14 protein-coding genes are annotated in these 15,876 nt (G+C 68.3%); 3 read left to right on the forward strand and 11 right to left on the reverse strand.

The window, feature by feature from the left end:
• Window positions 1-50 precede the first annotated feature (50 nt).
• Entirely contained in the window at window positions 51-1,286 is a 1,236-nt protein-coding gene (locus tag NVV90_RS12735; RefSeq protein WP_258437652.1) for an aminotransferase class I/II-fold pyridoxal phosphate-dependent enzyme, read from the forward strand.
• The gene (locus NVV90_RS12740) at window positions 1,283-2,077 is read left to right on the forward strand and encodes a spermidine synthase (protein ID WP_258441161.1); all 795 of its coding nucleotides are present in this window, start codon (window positions 1,283-1,285) and stop codon (window positions 2,075-2,077) included. Before NVV90_RS12735 ends, NVV90_RS12740 begins: the two co-directional genes overlap by 4 nt.
• On the opposite strand, the gene rsmD is transcribed toward NVV90_RS12740, so the two are convergent.
• From rsmD to NVV90_RS12765, 5 genes are read right to left on the reverse strand one after another with little or no spacing between them, the layout of a single operon-like run.
• Entirely contained in the window at window positions 2,074-2,697 is a 624-nt protein-coding gene (gene rsmD / locus NVV90_RS12745; RefSeq protein ID WP_258437653.1) for a 16S rRNA (guanine(966)-N(2))-methyltransferase RsmD, read from the reverse strand. The genes NVV90_RS12740 and rsmD overlap by 4 nt on opposite strands.
• A gap of 51 nt (window positions 2,698-2,748) precedes the next feature.
• Window positions 2,749-5,004, reverse strand: coding sequence for an ATP-dependent DNA helicase RecG (locus NVV90_RS12750; protein ID WP_258437654.1), 2,256 nt, complete (start codon window positions 5,002-5,004; stop codon window positions 2,749-2,751).
• Complete coding sequence (locus NVV90_RS12755; protein WP_258437655.1) at window positions 4,994-6,010, reverse strand: DAK2 domain-containing protein; 1,017 nt, start codon at window positions 6,008-6,010, stop codon at window positions 4,994-4,996. Before NVV90_RS12755 ends, NVV90_RS12750 begins: the two co-directional genes overlap by 11 nt.
• 22 nt (window positions 6,011-6,032) lie before the next feature.
• Window positions 6,033-7,046 (reverse strand): thiamine-phosphate kinase, encoded by a 1,014-nt coding sequence (thiL, locus tag NVV90_RS12760; RefSeq protein WP_258437656.1) that lies wholly within the window; start codon window positions 7,044-7,046, stop codon window positions 6,033-6,035.
• Between the two features lie 29 nt (window positions 7,047-7,075).
• The gene (locus tag NVV90_RS12765; RefSeq protein ID WP_258437657.1) at window positions 7,076-8,131 is read right to left on the reverse strand and encodes an LCP family protein; all 1,056 of its coding nucleotides are present in this window, start codon (window positions 8,129-8,131) and stop codon (window positions 7,076-7,078) included.
• A 56-nt stretch (window positions 8,132-8,187) separates the two neighbouring features.
• On the opposite strand from NVV90_RS12765, the gene NVV90_RS12770 reads away from it, so the two are divergent.
• Window positions 8,188-8,682, forward strand: coding sequence for a DUF3515 domain-containing protein (locus NVV90_RS12770; protein WP_258441162.1), 495 nt, complete (start codon window positions 8,188-8,190; stop codon window positions 8,680-8,682).
• A 65-nt stretch (window positions 8,683-8,747) separates the two neighbouring features.
• Here NVV90_RS12770 and NVV90_RS12775 read toward each other — a convergent pair whose 3' ends face one another.
• From NVV90_RS12775 to leuC, 6 genes are all read right to left on the reverse strand, one after another.
• The gene (locus NVV90_RS12775) at window positions 8,748-9,884 is read right to left on the reverse strand and encodes a D-alanine--D-alanine ligase family protein (protein ID WP_258437658.1); all 1,137 of its coding nucleotides are present in this window, start codon (window positions 9,882-9,884) and stop codon (window positions 8,748-8,750) included.
• A gap of 2 nt (window positions 9,885-9,886) precedes the next feature.
• The gene (locus NVV90_RS12780; protein ID WP_258437659.1) at window positions 9,887-10,927 is read right to left on the reverse strand and encodes an NAD(P)H-dependent glycerol-3-phosphate dehydrogenase; all 1,041 of its coding nucleotides are present in this window, start codon (window positions 10,925-10,927) and stop codon (window positions 9,887-9,889) included.
• Window positions 10,924-11,751: a 1-acyl-sn-glycerol-3-phosphate acyltransferase gene (locus NVV90_RS12785; protein WP_258437660.1), complete on the reverse strand. Its 828-nt coding sequence runs from the start codon at window positions 11,749-11,751 to the stop codon at window positions 10,924-10,926. Before NVV90_RS12785 ends, NVV90_RS12780 begins: the two co-directional genes overlap by 4 nt.
• A gap of 13 nt (window positions 11,752-11,764) precedes the next feature.
• On the reverse strand, window positions 11,765-13,090 hold the full coding sequence (gene murA / locus NVV90_RS12790) for a UDP-N-acetylglucosamine 1-carboxyvinyltransferase (RefSeq protein WP_258437661.1): 1,326 nt from the start codon (window positions 13,088-13,090) through the stop codon (window positions 11,765-11,767).
• A 671-nt stretch (window positions 13,091-13,761) separates the two neighbouring features.
• Window positions 13,762-14,367: a 3-isopropylmalate dehydratase small subunit gene (leuD, locus tag NVV90_RS12795; RefSeq protein ID WP_258437662.1), complete on the reverse strand. Its 606-nt coding sequence runs from the start codon at window positions 14,365-14,367 to the stop codon at window positions 13,762-13,764.
• A 9-nt stretch (window positions 14,368-14,376) separates the two neighbouring features.
• Window positions 14,377-15,825, reverse strand: coding sequence for a 3-isopropylmalate dehydratase large subunit (leuC, locus tag NVV90_RS12800; RefSeq protein ID WP_258437663.1), 1,449 nt, complete (start codon window positions 15,823-15,825; stop codon window positions 14,377-14,379).
• Window positions 15,826-15,876 lie beyond the last annotated feature (51 nt).

Below are 15,876 nucleotides of genomic sequence, written 5' to 3' on the forward strand. Positions count from 1 at the left end.
ATGGCTGGAATGGCGGACCGGACTGGCCGGATCCGCCGTGCAGGAAGGCAATGCAGACAGTGACGAGCCCGGCCACATCATCCGAGACCGCTCCAGCCCCGTGGCAGCGTGCCGCAACGGGCGCCAACCTGCTCTCCCCGGACGGCAGCCTGGGCGTGACCATCTTCGAGGAGATGACCATGCTCGCCTTGTCGGCCGGCGCCATCAACCTCGGCCAGGGTTTCCCGGATGAGGACGGCCCCGCGGAGATCAAGGCGGCCGCACAGGCCGCCATCGCCGCCGGAGTCAACCAGTACGCCCCGGGCAAGGGCTTTGCCGTCCTCCGCGAAGCCGTGTCCGCCCACCAGGAACGCTTCTACGGCCTGACGCCGGATCCCGAGACCGAAGTCATCGTCACCACGGGCGCCACAGAGGGCATCGCCGCAGCCTTGCTGGCGTTCATCGAGCCGGGGGACGAGGTCCTGACCTTCGAGCCCTTCTATGACTCCTACGGCGCCATCATCGGCATGGCCGGCGGCCGGCACGTCACCGCTCCCCTGCTCGCCCCCGACTTCATGCCTGACCTGGACGCCCTCGAGTCTGCCTTCAGCTCCCGCACCAGGGCAGTGCTCCTGAACAACCCGCACAACCCCACAGGGGCCGTCTTCCCCCGCGAGGTCCTCAGCCGCATCGTGGAACTCGCCACCAAGTACGGTGCCCTGATCATCAGCGACGAGGTCTACGAGCACCTGACCTTCGGCGTCCAGCACATCCCGGTGACCACCATCCCCGGCGCCGCGGAACGCACCATCACGATTTCCTCCGCCGGCAAGACCTTTTCCTTCACCGGATGGAAGATCGGCTGGCTCAGCGGTCCGCAGCAGCTGGTGGCCGCCGTCCGCACCGTGAAGCAGTTCCTGAGCTACAGCTCGGGCACGCCGTTCCAGGGCGCCATCGCCGTCGGACTGGGACTGCCGGACGACTTCTACACCGGCATTGCAGGCACCCTCCAGCACAAGCGGGACATCCTTGCCGAGGGGCTCACCGCCGCCGGCTTCGGCGTCTACAGCCCCAAGGGCACTTACTTCATCAACGTGGACACGGCCCCGCTGGGCATCACGGACTCCGTGGACCTGGCCCGCCGGCTTCCCGGCCTGGTGGGTGTTGCCGCCATCCCGGTCCCCGTGTTCTGCCACCCGGAAGGGGCCGGGCGCACCCGCAGCCTGCTCCGCTTCGCGTTCTGCAAGAAGACCGAGGTTCTCGAGGAGGCAGCCTCCCGGCTCGCCACGCTGCGGGACAAGCTCTGAGCCGCACCAGCCCCGGCGGACACGAGGCCTCCCGCTTCCTCCGGACCACCGGCCAGCACGCCTCCATCGAGGCCGATTCGCTGATCGACGGCGCCTACGTCCTGAGCATCGGCGGCGCGGAACAGTCGCACGTGAATGTGGCGGAGCCCGCTGAGATCTTCTATGAGTACCTGCGCCGGATCGGCCATGTGGTGGACCTCGCCGCGCCGGAGGGCGTGCCCATCACCGCGCTGCACCTGGGCGCGGGCGCCCTGACCCTGGCCCGGTACATCCAGGCCACGCGTCCCGGCTCCGAACAGTATGCCGTGGAGCTGGAGCGCGAACTGCTGGACTTCGTGCTGCAGAAGCTGCCGATGCCCGGGGGCACGCGGCTGCACACGCACATCGGCGACGCCCGCGACGCCCTGGCCGAGCTGCCCGCGGAACTCCGCTTCGACGTCGTGATCCTGGACATCTTCTCCGGTCCCGAGGCGCCGGAGCACATCGCGTGCACGGAGTTCTACGCGGAGGCTGCCTCCCGGCTCCGGCCGGACGGGGTGCTCATCGTCAACGTGGGCGACGAACCGGGGCTGACGCTGGTGCGCAGCCAGGTCGCGGCCATGCGCCGGGCCCTGCCCGATATTGCAGCGTTCGCCGAAAGCGGCATGTTCGCCGGCCGCTACCCGGGCAACATCATCCTGGTGGGCACGCCCTGGCCGTGGCCCGCGGCGTGGACCGGAGAGCTCCTGGCGCGCGGCCCGCACCCCGCGGCGGTGTTGACCGGCGTGGACCTGGACCGGATCTCGGACTAGTCCCCCGGGGCGGTTTCCGTGGCATCTTCTGGAGACGCCTCCGGTAGAAGCTCAACGGTCGGTTCCGCGAACCACAGCCGCGTCTCGCCGTATTTCTTCTCGGCAAAGCACTCCATGGTTTCGGGCCAGTCCGGTTCCGCCGTCCGGGACGAGCGCTCCACCACCACGACGGCGGCCTCGTCCAGATGCGGCGCGAGCTTGGTCAGGACCGCGTTCAGTGCCGGCTCGTCCAGCGGGTAGGGCGGGTCCAGGAACACCAGGTCCCAGCGCACGTCCTCGGCGGCGCGCTCCAGGAATGACTCCACGCGGGCGCGGTGCACGTGAACCGTCTTGCCGCGCAGCACCTGGTTGACCATGTCCGCGTTGCGCTGGCAGACTTCGCTGGCGCGGGCATCGAATTCCACAAGTTCCACGGTGGCGGCACCGCGGCTGGCGCTCTCGACGCCCAGCGATCCGGAGCCGGCGTAGAGGTCCAGCACACGCGCGCCGTCCACCACGTCGAACGCGTCCAGCCGTGAAAACAGGGCTTCCTTGACACGGTCGGTGGTGGGCCTCGTGGCGGTGCCGGGCACGCTGATCAGGGGGTTGCCACCGGCCACGCCGGCGATGACCCGGCTCATCGGCGGGCCCCGGCGGCCGGACCGGCCTGCACTTGGTGCTGCATGGATTCCTTAGCCGCGTTCAAGGAACGCCTCCTTCTCGGGGTTCAAGTAGTCGTCGATGGCCGCGGCCAGCGTCTGGTGGTTCTGCAGTGCGGGGTCCTCGGCCACGAGCCGTTGGGCGTCGGCCCTGGCCCGCGCGATGATGTCCTCGTGCTCCAGCACGCGCAGGAGTTTCAGGGTGGAGCGGCCACCGGACTGTGAGGCGCCCAGGATGTCGCCCTCGCGGCGGAGCTTGAGGTCTTCCTGGGAGAGTTCGAAGCCGTCTGTGGTGGCCGCCACGGCGTCCAGGCGCCGGCGGCTCGGGTGGCCCGGCTCCAGCGTGGTCACCAGCAGGCAGGTTCCGGGCAGCCCGCCACGGCCCACGCGGCCGCGCAGCTGGTGCAGCTGCGAGATGCCGAAGCGGTCGGCGTCCAGGATGACCATGAGCGTGGCGTTGTGGACGTCCACGCCCACTTCGATCACCGTGGTGGACACGAGCAGCTTGGTTTCGTTCGCGGCGAAGGAGGCCATGGTTTCGGTTTTGAGCGCGGGGTCCTGGCGGCCGTGCAGCGGCTCCACGCGGACGCCGTCGAGCACTGCTTCCTGCCGCAGGCTCTCCAGCACCGACGTCACGGAGGCGAGTTCGCGGGCGGAGCTCTCCTCCGCCAGCTCGGCGTCGCTGGGCTCGGCCTCGCCGGGGGTGAAGTCGCCGTCGTCGTCCGTACCGATCTTGGGGCACACCACATAGACCTGGTGGCCGGCGTCGATCTCTTCCCGCGAACGTTTCCAGATCCGTTCCGCCCAGCCGGGGTTTTCGGCGAGCCCCACTACATGCGTGGAGATGGGCGCCCGGCCGGCCGGCAGCTCGTCCAGCACGGAGGTTTCGAGGTCGCCGAACACGGTCATGGCCACCGTGCGGGGAATGGGCGTGGCAGTCATGACAAGCAGGTGCGGCGGGCGGTTGGCTTTCGCGCGGAGGGCGTCGCGCTGTTCGACGCCGAAGCGGTGCTGCTCGTCCACCACGATCAGGCCCAGGTCCTGGAAGCTGGTCTTGTCGCTCAGCAGGGCGTGGGTGCCGATCACGATGCCGGCGTTCCCGGAGGCCGCGTCCAGCATGGCTTGCTTCCTGGTGGCCGTGGGCAGGGAACCGGTCAGCAGGGTCAGCTGCACAGTATCCGGGCCGGCATCGCCGCCGAGCATCCCGGCGCCGCCGAAGATGCCGTCGCCGGCCAGCGGGCCCAGGGTGCGGCGGATGGAGTCGAAGTGCTGGGCCGCGAGGACCTCGGTGGGGGCCAGCAGGGCGGCCTGCCCGCCGGCGTCGACCACCTGGAGCATGGCGCGCAGGGCCACGATGGTCTTGCCGGAGCCCACCTCGCCCTGCAGCAGGCGGTTCATGGGGGTGTCCTGGGCGAGCTCTTCCGCGAGGGTCTTCCCGACGGCGGTCTGGCCGGCCGTGAGGATGAACGGCAGTTGCCGGTCAAATCGGGACAGGAGGCCCTCGGCGCGGGGCCGCCGGGCGGTTGCTTCCTCGGCCGCCAGCTGGGCGCGGCGCCGGGCCAGCGCCGTCTGCAAGACCAGCGCTTCCTGGTAGCGGAAGCGATCCTGCGCCCGCCGCCAGTCCCCGGCGGTCTCCGGCGAATGGATCAGTCGGTAGGCCTCGGCCACGGTCAGCAGGCCGTCGCGGGAGGCGATGGACTGCGGCAGTGGGTCATCGAGGGCGTCGAGGTCAACTGTTTGCAGCAAGGACGTGATGACCTTGTGGATGGACCAGCTGGTGAGCTTTGCCGTGGCCGGGTAGACCGGGATGGGCATGACTGCGAGCTTCCCGGGGTCCAGCGATCCTTCGAGCTCAGGGTCTTCGTCCAGCAGCATGAAGTCCGGGTTGGTCAGGCCCAGGGATCCGCCGTAGCGGGTCACCTTGCCGGAGAACATGGCGCGGCGGCCGGGCTGCAGTTCGGCCTTGGCGCGGAAGCCGTTGAAGAAGCTGAGCTTGAGCGTTCCGGGCACATGGTTTCCGCCGGCGTCGTCGGTGACCACAACGTCCGTCAGGGAGCCCCGGCGGGCGCGCATCTGGCGGGTGGAGTTGGACAACACCCGGGCAATCAGGGTGACCTCCTCATCGAGCGGGATGTTGCTGATGGGAGTCAGTTCGCCGCGGCTCAGGTACCGGCGCGGAAAATAGTTCAGCAGGGCGCCTGCTGTCTTCAGCCCCAGGTGCTTTTCAATCACGGAAGCGGAGCGCTTGCCGATCCTGCGTTCGAGGGGCAGTTCCAGCTCAGAGTTCATGCCGGTGCTGGCCTGCGGTGGCGCCGGGCTCCGGATCGCGGGCCACGGCAAGCTGGCTGATCTCGATGCCCGCGGGTTCGCCGAGGGAACGGATCAGCGCGACGGCGGGCTCCGGATCGCGGACGTGGACATGGACGCGCCAGCGATAGCTGGTCTCGGCCGTGGAATCGTCGTCATCGTGGCCGGCGGAGCTGCCCACCTGGCTCATGATGACGGAATCGCCCATTTCGTCCAGACGCTGCCGGAGGGTGGCCGCTGCCAGGGGCGAAAGGTTGATGGTGCACATGACTTCAACGCCGTCGTCGGCAGGCATCTGGGTGTGGATGTGCGGATCCTGCAGTTTGTAGCCGTGCAGACCCTCCAGGAGTTCATCCTGCAGTTCCTCGCCGAGCACAGCGGAGCGCAGGCAGTCCAGGACCAGCAGCATGCCCACGCCGCCGGCATCCACCACATGGGCGGCGTGCAGGGGCGCAAGTTCATCTTCGGTGCGGATGACGGCGGCCAGGGCGGCGTCCACCACGGCGTCCAAGGCCAGGCCCAGGGCGTGGTTGCTGTCGTCGCCGTTTTGCACGGTGTCCACGGCGCCGGCGGCCCGGGCCGCGGATTCGAGGACGGACAGCATGGTGCCGGGCACGGGATCGCTCAGTGCCGACCAGGCACGGATCTGGGCACGGTTCAGGGCCGTGGCCAGCACGGAGGCGCTCAACCGTGACTTGCCTGCGAGGGGTTCGGCGACGGCGCACAAGAACACGGCAAACAGGGTGCCGGAGTTCCCCCGGGCCTGCTCCATGGCAGCCTGTCCGGCCTTGGCGAGGACCGCCCCGATATCGGTGCTGCCCTCGGTGCCTTCGGCCGTATCGCCGGAGAGCGCAAGCCGGGCCGCCCGGACGGTGAGGTACAGGTTGGTGCCGGTGTCGCCGTCGGCCACGGGGAAGATGTTGATGGCGTTGAGGCGGTCGCTGTGGTTGCCGAGCGTGGTCTCTGCCTTGCCCAGCCAGCGCCTCATCGCTTGCGCATTGGCAGCGATCTTAGTCTGCAAAGTGATCCCATCCCACGGTGTCTGCGGCCAGCCCCGCCATGGTGACGCCACTGCGCCCGTCATCGGCAACGGCCTGAACCGAGCCTATCGCAGTGAAGCCCTCCGGCAGCTGAATTCCGGCTGGGAACGTGGCCAGGAGGCCGTGGTCCTCTCCCCCGCCGAGCACCCAGGCCATGGGGTCAGCTGCCAGGACGTCGGAGGCTGCACTCAGCGCCTCGGCAAGGGGTTTCAGCGCTGCGGGATCAAGGTCGAGCACCACGCCGCTGGCGGCGGCGAGGCGGCCGCCGTCGCGCATCAGGCCGTCGGAAACGTCCATCAAGGCGGTGGCGCCGGCTCGGGCGGCGAGGGGCCCGGCCGCGAGGGGCGGCACCGGCCGGCACTGGCTGTCCATGAGCTGCCGCTGTTCGGTGGTGAGCGAGCCTGCCGGGATGGAAGACTCGAGCAGGGCAAGCCCTGCCGCTGCGCGTCCGACCGTTCCCGCCAGGGCCAGCGTGTCCCCGGGCCGGGCGCCGGAGCGCAGTACCGGTGGGCGGCCGTCCAGGGTCCCGACGACGGCGACCGTCACCGCGATCTCGCGGCCGCGTCCCAGGTCTCCGCCTGCGACGGAGCAGTCGGCGGCCCCGAGCCCGATGATTCCGGCGGTCAGGCCGTCGGCGAAGCCTTCGACCCATTCGACCGGGGTGCCCGGCGGCATGGTCAGGCTGACCACCAGGGACGTGGCCCGGCCGCCCATGGCATTGATGTCGCTGAGGTTCTGCGCGGCGGACTTCCACCCGACGTCATATCCGGTGGTCCGGTAGCCGTTGTTCCACTCAAGGCGGAAGTCCTGGTCCTGGGTCTGGGTGTCGATGGAAATCAGGGTCCGGCCGTCCGGGGCGGCGACCAGCGCGGCATCGTCCCCCGGGCCCAGCAGGATGCCGGGACTGTGGTTCAGGCGCGGGAAGATGCGGGCAAGGAGCTGGGACTCGGAGAGTTCGGCGACGGTCAACTGTTCATCGGGCACGCGTCTACGCTATCGCTTGGGGCCGACATTCAAGCATCCTGGCCCGCGGCGGCCAGGTACTGGCCGAGGGTGTCGGCCTTCAATGCCGCGCCCACGGCATCGATGGCGGCCTGGTCCGGGACCACGATGGACTGTCCGTCCAGCGACCACCCGGTGCCGCTGTTCGGGAGGGTGAAGCTCTCCATGTCAGCGGAGCGGACGTTGCGTAGTTCGATGACGAGCCGGCCCACTGCGACCGAGTCCAAGGATCTATCGACGGTAAGGAACGGCGACACCCCGTCGACGATCGTGCTGATCCTGGCCGGGTTGGAAAGGGTCTCAGCCGTCAGGAGTTTGCCCATGACGGCTTTCAGGAAGAGCTGCTGGTTCCTGACCCGCTGGTAGTCGCCGTCGGCAAAGGCATATCGCTCCCGCACGAACACCAGGGCCTTGTCACCGCTGAGCAACTGCGTGCCGGCAGCGAAGTCGAAGCCCGTCGCCGAGAAGGCAATCGGAACATCCACCTCCACGCCGCCCAACGCGTCGGTCATCGATTTGAAGCCCTCGAAGTCGAGGATCGCCACATGGTCCACGGGCACGTCCAGGATTCCCTCAACCGTCTGGACCACCAGCGGGATGCCGCCGTAGGCCATGGCAGCGTTGATCTTGGCCTCGCCGTGGCCGGGGATCTGCACCCAGGTATCGCGCATGATGGACATGATGTAGATGTTGCGGCGGTCCGCCGGCACATGCACCAGCATCATCGAATCCGAACGCTGGTCCGAGGCGCCGGCCTGCTCTGCCGCATCCAGGGCGGCCGGGCGGGCGTCACTGCCCAGGACCAGGATGTTCATGGCCGCGCCGCCGTTGGGCAGCGCAGGCTTGGCAGGACGGACCGCAGGCTCAGGGAAGGCGTTCTCGATCTTCTGCGTCTTGGTGTCGTAGCTGTGGGCGAGGCCTGCAAGATAAACGCCGACGACGGCGGCCCCTGCCAGCAGCACGGCAGCCAGCCCGCCCACTACGCCCCGGAAGAACCTCCGTCCGTGGCCTGCCCTTGCCGGCCGTGCCTCGAATTCGTCACCAGCGCGTTCGCGTTCCCGGCCCAAGTTTCTTCCTTCCAGTCCGCTTCCGAACTCCACGATAGGCTGGACGGATGCAACAAATGAGATCCGCCGTGTACATCCGCGCCCTTTGTTCTGTGTCAGCCGCGGCCGTATCGCTCCTGGTTCTCAGCGGCTGCTCCCCGGCCGTGGATGTCGCCGCCGCCGGCGACGCCGCGAATCCGGCCTGCGCTCCCATGATGGTGGCACTCCCCGACTCGATCGGCGACGCCGCCCGGCGGAAGACCAACAGCCAGGCAACGGCGGCCTGGGGCGACCCTTCGCAGGTGATCCTGCGGTGCGGCGTCAACGTTCCCGGCCCCACCACGGACCGCTGCGTGAGCGTCAATGACGTCGACTGGGTCATCAAGGAGGGCGAGCCGTTCTGGACACTGACCACCTACGGCCGCGAACCGGCCACTGAAATCCTGATGGACGTGGACAAGATCAGTTCGGCAACGGTGCTGGCCGACCTCTCCGCAGCAGCGGGCAAGATCAAGGCCACCAGAAACTGCGTGGGCCTGGGAGACGTCCAGAAGCTGCCGAGCAGCAAGTAGCCGAATCGCCTCCTGCCGGACAGCGCCCGACGGCCACCGCCGTCGGGCTGTCGACAGGGCTGCCGTCAGCGCAGGCCGGTCTTCCGGTTCAACGCAAGGTAGATCAGTTCGTCGATCAGCTTGGCGTAGGGCAAGCCTGACGCCGCCCACATCTGCGGGTACATGCTCTTGGGCGTGAAGCCGGGCATCGTGTTGATCTCATTGATGATGAGCTCGCCGTCGGGCGTGTAGAAGAAGTCCACCCGGCTCAGGCCCTCGGCGCCGACGGCGTCGAACGCCTGAGCGGCAAGCTCGCGGACCCGGGCAATGGCCTCCTCCGGCATGTCCGCCGGGCAGCTCAGGGCAGCGGCGCCGTCCTCGACGTACTTGGCGTTGAAGTCGTAGAACTCGTGCTCGCCTGCCGCGACGGCGATCTCGCCCGGCATGGACGTGCGCGGGGCTTCCGTGCCACGGCCTTCCAGCACGGCGCACTCGATCTCGCGGCCCACAATCCCGGCCTCGATGACCAGTTTGAGGTCGTGCCGGCGGGCCTCTTCGATGGCGGCGTCCAGGCCGGCCATGGAGTCCACCTTGGAGATGCCCATCGACGAGCCCGCACGCGCCGGCTTGACGAAGACCGGGAAGCCCAGCCGGTCCACGCGCTTGCGCACGGCCTCGGCGTCGTTGCTCCACTCACGGTCGGTCACGGCGATGTACGGCCCCACGGCCAGCCCGGCGGCCTCGAAGACCACCTTCATGAAGTGCTTGTCCATGCCCACGGCGGAGGCCAGCACGCCGGCACCCACGTAACGCGTGTCCGAGAGCTCCAGGAGCCCCTGGATGGTGCCGTCCTCGCCCCAGGGGCCGTGCAGGAGCGGAAAGACGACGTCCACCGAGCCGAGTTCCTGCGGAACCGCGTTCGGTTCCGTGACGATCAGCTGGTGCGCGCCGCCGATTTCGGCGAGCGTGACGGTCTTGCCCGACGGCGCCACCTCCGGCAGTGAGGCAGAGCTTAGTGACCACTGGCTGGTGTCGCCGGAGGCGAGCACCCACTGGCCGGACTTCGCGATGCCGATGGGGACGACGTCGTACTTGCTTTTGTCGATGGCGCCCATGACGCCGGCGGCGGTCACGCAGCTGACGGCGTGCTCACTGGAGCGGCCGCCGAACAGCACGGCCACACGAGGGCGGCGGACGGCGTCGGGAGTGGTTTCTTCGGTCACGGTCAGTAATCGCCTTCGGACTTCAGGGCCCGGGCCAGCAAACGCGGCCCGAGGTCATCAACGGACATTTTGCCTTCGAGGACGGCCACGACGGCGGCCGTAATGGGCATCTCGACGCCCAGCTTGCCGGCCAGCTCATGGACGGCGTGGCCGGACTTGATGCCTTCGGCGGTCTGCGTCATGTGCTGCGTGACCTGCTCCAGGGTGAGGCCTTCGCCCAGCAGCCGGCCCGCGGTGTGGTTGCGGGACAGCGGCGAGGAGCAGGTTGCCACGAGGTCGCCCAGGCCCGCGAGGCCGGCCATGGTGTGCGCTTCGCCGCCCAGCGCCAGGGCCAGGCGCGAGGTTTCGGCCAGGCCGCGCGTGATGACGGAGGCCTTGGTGTTGTCGCCCATCTGCTTGCCTTCGCAGATTCCGACGGCGAGGGCGATGACGTTCTTGACGATGCCGCCGATTTCCACGCCCACCACATCGGTGCTGGTGTACGGGCGGAAGTACGGGGCCGTGCAGCAGACGGCGATGGACACCGCGGTGGCCTCGTCGCTGCAGGCTACCACGGACGCCGTCGGTTGTTCCATGGCGATTTCCATCGCCAGGTTGGGCCCGGAGACCACCGCGACGCGATCCGCCGGGATGTCGAATTCCTCGGCAATGACTTCGCTCATGCGTGCGTCCGTGCCGAGCTCGAGACCCTTCATCAGGGAAACCACCACGGCGCCGGGCGCCAGCAGCGGCTTCCATTCGCTCAGCTGGGCACGAAGGGACTGGGCCGGGACGGCGAGGATGACGATGCCCGCGCCGTTCAGGACCTCGGCGACGTCGGTGGAGGCCGTGATGCAGTCCGGCAGCTCAGTGTCCTTGAGGTACTGCTCGTTGCGGTGCTTGGTGTTGATCTGCTCCACCACTTCGGCGCGGCGGCCCCAGATCCGGATGCTCCGTTCACTGCCGGCAGCGGCAGCGGCGTCCGCGAGGACCTTCGCGAACGTGGTGCCCCAGGACCCTGCACCGAGCACGGCAATGGCTGATTGGCTGTGTGTGGCCGTCATTTGGGGCCGTCCTGACCGGGGTCGGTTTCGTCCTTGGGTGCGCCGCCCGGCGCGTCCGGGCCGGCGGCGCTAGCGGCGCTAGCGGCGCCCCTCTCCATGAAACGTCCGTGCTTGGACTGCTTGTGGGCCGCGGGATCCCAGCGCTCAGCCGGGGGTTCTTCGCCGCGCAAGGTGGCCAGGAGTGCGGTGATGGCATCCATGATCACATCCGTCGCTTCCGTCAGCGTGGCCCGGTCCATGGGCCTGCCCTCAAAGGCGCTCAGGTCCACGGGCTCCCCCACCAGGATGCGCGAGGTCTTGCGCGGGAAGATGTGGAAGCGCTTGGCGTAGCGGGGAAAGACCTCCTGCGCGCCCCAGTGCGCGATCGGGACCACCGGGGCCCCGGTCTGGATGGCCAGGCGTGCCGCACCGGTGTGGCCCTTCATCGGCCACAGATCCGGGTCCCGGGTGAGGGTGCCCTCCGGGTAGATGATGATGGCGCCTCCGGCGTCCACCACGCTCTGGGCGGCCTGCAGCGAACGGTTCGCCCCCGCCGTCGAGCGTTCCACCGGGATCTGGTTGGTGGCGCGCAGCAAGGCACCCACAACGGGAGCCTTGAACAGACCCGCCTTGGCCAGGAAGTGCGGCGGGCGCTTCATGTTGTACAGCATGTGCCCCACCACCACGGGGTCGATCTCGGTGCAGTGGTTCGGTGCCGCGATGAAGCCTCCGGCGGGAAGCTTGTCAGTGCCTTCCCATTTCTTGGCCATGAGGATGTTCATCAGCGGACGCGCGAGCCCTGCGAGCAGCGCGAACATGGCACGGCTCTTGGCCGATTCCTTCAAGGAGGTCCCCCGTTTACTTGGCTGAGGTGATGTCGAAATCTGCGCCGAGGCCGGCCAGTTTGTCCGTGAAGCGCTCGTAGCCGCGGTTGATGATGTCGATGCCCGTCACGCGTGAGGTTCCGTTGGCGGCGAGGGCTGCGATGAGGTGGCTGAAGCCCCCGCGGAGGTCAGGGATGTCGATGTCCGTGCCGTGCAGCGGGGTGGGGCCGGAGATGACGGCCGAGTGCAGGAAGTTCCGCTGACCGAAGCGGCACGGCACGCTGCCGAGGCACTCGCGGTGGACCTGGATGCTGGCGCCCATGCGGGTCAGCGCCTCCGTGAAGCCGAAGCGGTTTTCGTACACGGTTTCGTGCACGATCGAGACGCCTTCGGCCTGGGTCAGGGCGACCACCAGGGGCTGCTGCCAGTCGGTCATGAAGCCGGGGTGCACATCGGTCTCGAGGACCAGCGGGCTCAGCTTGCCGCCGGGGTGGTAGAAGCGGATGCCGTCCTCGCGGATGTCCATGCCGCCGCCCACCTTGCGGTAGGTGTTCAGGAAGGTCATCATGTCGCGCTGCGAGGCACCCTCGACGAAGATGTCGCCGCGGGTCACCAGCGCCGCGGAGGCCCAGGACGCCGACTCGTTGCGGTCGGACAATGCACGGTGGTCGTAGCCGCCCAGGTCCTTGACGCCTTCGATCCTGATGGTGCGGTCCGTCTGGACGCTGATGATGGCGCCCATCTTCTGCAGCACGGCGATGAGGTCGATGATTTCCGGCTCCGTGGCGGCACCGGAGAGCTCCGTGATGCCCTCGGCGCGCGTGGCGCTCAAGAGGACCTGCTCGGTGGCCCCGACGGACGGGTACGGCAGCGAGATCTTGGCGCCCTGCAGGCCGTGCGGGGCCGAAATGTGGATGCCCCCGGGGCGCTTCTCCACCACGGCCCCGAACTGGCGCAGCACGTTCAGGTGGTAATCGATGGGGCGGTCGCCGATCTTGCAGCCGCCGAGGTCCGGAATGAAGGCTTCGCCGATCGCGTGGATGAGCGGGCCGCAGAGCAGGATGGGGATGCGGGAGTCACCGGCGTGGGCGTCGATGGCTGTGCTGGAGGCCGTCTTGGCATCCTTCGGGTCCAGGGTCAGGTCTCCCGTGGCGGGGTCCTTCACAACGGTCACGCCGTGGAGCTGCAGGAGGCTGGTGACAACCTCCACGTCCTTGATTTCCGGCACATTCCGCAGCACGGAAGGCTCGCTGCCCAGCAGCGCCGCGACCATTGCTTTTGGTACAAGGTTCTTGGCACCGCGAACGGTTACGCGCCCGGTCAACGGGACGCCACCGCGGATTGTCAGAACACTACTCATCTATACCGGTTTCCTCACGAATACTCGCCCCCCATACTTACAAAGGCTCCAGCTAAGCATAGAAGCTCGCGGAACTGATCCGAAATGACGGGGCTGCAGGGGTGGCGTTGCGGCCTGCGAGATCTGCATTCGGTGGGGACCGCGGCACCTGTTGCAATGGGCGCGACGGGTTCCTTTGCGGGTGCAGATTCCGCGCGGGGCACCGGCCGCAGGGCCCCGTTATCAACATACGACGACGGCGGGCTGGCGCGGCCGGGCTCTGCGGGCCGACCGTGGACCTATGACTGCAGACACGACGTCCCTTGGCTGGTCCGATCCGCGATGGTCGGATTCAGGCTGGCGGGAGCCGAGCTGGTCAGACGCAAAGGGCTCGGATGCAGGCCCGTCGGGTCCGGGCTTGGCGGAATCAAGTTGGGCCGAGACGACCGGCCAGGAACCGCGAGCCGCACTGTCCGCCCCGGACTGGATCGCGCCGCACAGCGACCCCGGTGATGACTATGGCGGCCGAACCGTAGCCAGGCAGGCCAGGCGCAAGGAACTGGTCCGGGTCCGGCGCGGCCTCTACCTGCCCCGGAAACGAAAATGCACCCAGTGAGGACCAGGGCACCCCGTCAAACGGGGGCGATGTTCCTTACCGGGTGCACTTCTGAAGCCAAGCCCTGAAGGCGGCCCTAGCTCTGGGTCTTCGCGGGGAGCGTCAGCGGCTTGAACGAAGGGCGCGTAGCCTCGTAGGCGGTGATGTCTTCCTCGTGCTGCAGGGTCAGCCCGATGTCGTCCAGGCCTTCCAGGAGGCGCCAGCGGGTGTAGTCGTCGATCTCGAAGGGCGCCACCACGTTGCCGCATTCGACCGTCTTGGAGACCAGGTCAACCTTGACTTCGGTGCCCGGAGCATTCTCCAGGACCTTCCAGATGAGCTCGATGTCGTCCTGGGCTACCTCGGCGGCGAGGAGGCCCTGCTTGCCGGAGTTGCCGCGGAAAATGTCCGCGAAGCGGGAGGACAGCACGGTCTTGAAGCCGTAGTCCTTCAGTGCCCAGACTGCGTGTTCACGCGAGGAGCCGGTGCCGAAATCAGGGCCGGCCACCAGCACGGAGCCGGACTTGAACGGTTCCTGGTTCAGGATGAAGGTTTCGTCCTTGCGCCAGGCAGCGAACAGGGCGTCTTCGAAGCCCGTGCGGGTGATTCGCTTGAGGTAGACGGCCGGGATGATCTGGTCCGTGTCCACGTTGCTCTGGCGCAGCGGGACGCCAATTCCGGTGTGGGTGGTGAATTTTTCCATGGGATCCTCCTAGGCGGCGTCGGTCAGGGTGGCGGCGGGGGCGGGGTCCAGGTCCGACGGCGAGCTGAGCGTGCCGCGGACGGCAGTGGCAGCAGCGACGACGGGTGAGACCAGGTGCGTACGGCCACCCTTGCCCTGACGGCCTTCAAAGTTGCGGTTCGAGGTGGAGGCGCAGCGCTCCCCCACGTCCAACTGGTCAGGGTTCATGCCCAGGCACATGGAGCAGCCGGCGAAGCGCCACTCGGCGCCGAAGTCCTTGAAGACCTTGTCCAGGCCCTCGGCCTCCGCTTCCAGGCGGACGCGGGCCGAGCCGGGTACCACCAGCATGCGGATGTTGGGGTCCTTGGTGCGGCCGCGGACGATGTCCGCCGCGGCGCGGAGGTCCTCCATGCGGGAGTTGGTGCATGAGCCCAGGAAGACCGTGTCCACGCGGATGTCCTTCATGGGCGTGCCCGCTTCGAGGCCCATGTACTGCAGGGCGCGCTCGGCGGCCGCCTTGGCGTTCTCGTCGCCGAAGTCCTCCGGGGAGGGAACCTTGGCGGACAGGGAAACGCCCTGGCCCGGGTTGGTGCCCCAGGTGACGAACGGCTCCAGGGTGTCCGCGTCGAGGTCGACTTCGAAGTCGAAGGTGGCGTCGGCGTCGGTGTGCAGGGTGTTCCAGTACTCGACGGCGGCGTCCCAGTCGGCGCCTTCCGGAGCGTGGGGGCGGCCGTACATGTAGTCGTACGTGGTCTGGTCCGGGGCCACCAGGCCGGCGCGCGCGCCTGCCTCGATGGACATGTTGCAGATGGTCATGCGGGCGTCCATGGACAGCGCGCGGATGGCCGAGCCGCGGTATTCCAGGACATAGCCCTGGCCGCCGCCCGTGCCGATCTTGGCGATGACGGCCAGGATAATGTCCTTGGCGGTCACGCCGGGACGCAGCGTGCCTTCGACGTTGATGGCCATGGTCTTGAAGGGCTTGAGCGAGAGCGTCTGGGTGGCCATGACGTGCTCCACCTCGGACGTGCCGATGCCCATCGCCAGGGCACCGAAGGCGCCGTGGGTGGAGGTGTGGGAGTCGCCGCAGACCACGGTCATGCCGGGCTGGGTCAGGCCCAGCTGCGGGCCGACGACGTGCACGATGCCCTGCTCGGCGTCGCCCAGGGAGTGCAGGCGGACGCCGAACTCCTTGCAGTTGTTGCGCAGGGTCTCGATCTGGGTGCGGCTGGTGAGGTCCGCGATCGGCTTGTCGATCTCCAGCGTGGGGGTGTTGTGGTCCTCGGTGGCGATGGTGAGGTCCGGCCGGCGCAGCTGGCGGCCGGCCAGGCGCAGGCCCTCGAATGCCTGCGGGGACGTCACCTCGTGGACGAGGTGCAGGTCGATGAAGAGAAGGTCGGGCTGGGCATTGGCTCCTTCGCCTTCACCCTTGCGCACCACGTGTGCGTCCCAGACTTTCTCGGCCAGTGTCTTTCCCACGGCCTGCTCCCTTCACTGCGGTTGGATGTTCTGCCTCCACTGAACCAGCAC

This window comes from Arthrobacter sp. CJ23 (assembly GCF_024741795.1).
Classification (GTDB): Bacteria; Actinomycetota; Actinomycetes; order Actinomycetales; family Micrococcaceae; genus Arthrobacter.

Coding starts and splice junctions, on each gene's coding strand:
- NVV90_RS12735 (WP_258437652.1), top strand. CDS start 51: ATGCAGACAGTGACGAGCCCGGCCACATCATCCGAGACCGCTCCAGCC.
- rsmD (WP_258437653.1), bottom strand. CDS start 2,697: ATGAGCCGGGTCATCGCCGGCGTGGCCGGTGGCAACCCCCTGATCAGC.
- NVV90_RS12750 (WP_258437654.1), bottom strand. CDS start 5,004: ATGAACTCTGAGCTGGAACTGCCCCTCGAACGCAGGATCGGCAAGCGC.
- NVV90_RS12755 (WP_258437655.1), bottom strand. CDS start 6,010: ATGAGGCGCTGGCTGGGCAAGGCAGAGACCACGCTCGGCAACCACAGC.
- NVV90_RS12770 (WP_258441162.1), top strand. CDS start 8,188: ATGAGATCCGCCGTGTACATCCGCGCCCTTTGTTCTGTGTCAGCCGCG.
- NVV90_RS12780 (WP_258437659.1), bottom strand. CDS start 10,927: ATGACGGCCACACACAGCCAATCAGCCATTGCCGTGCTCGGTGCAGGG.
- murA (WP_258437661.1), bottom strand. CDS start 13,090: ATGAGTAGTGTTCTGACAATCCGCGGTGGCGTCCCGTTGACCGGGCGC.
- leuD (WP_258437662.1), bottom strand. CDS start 14,367: ATGGAAAAATTCACCACCCACACCGGAATTGGCGTCCCGCTGCGCCAG.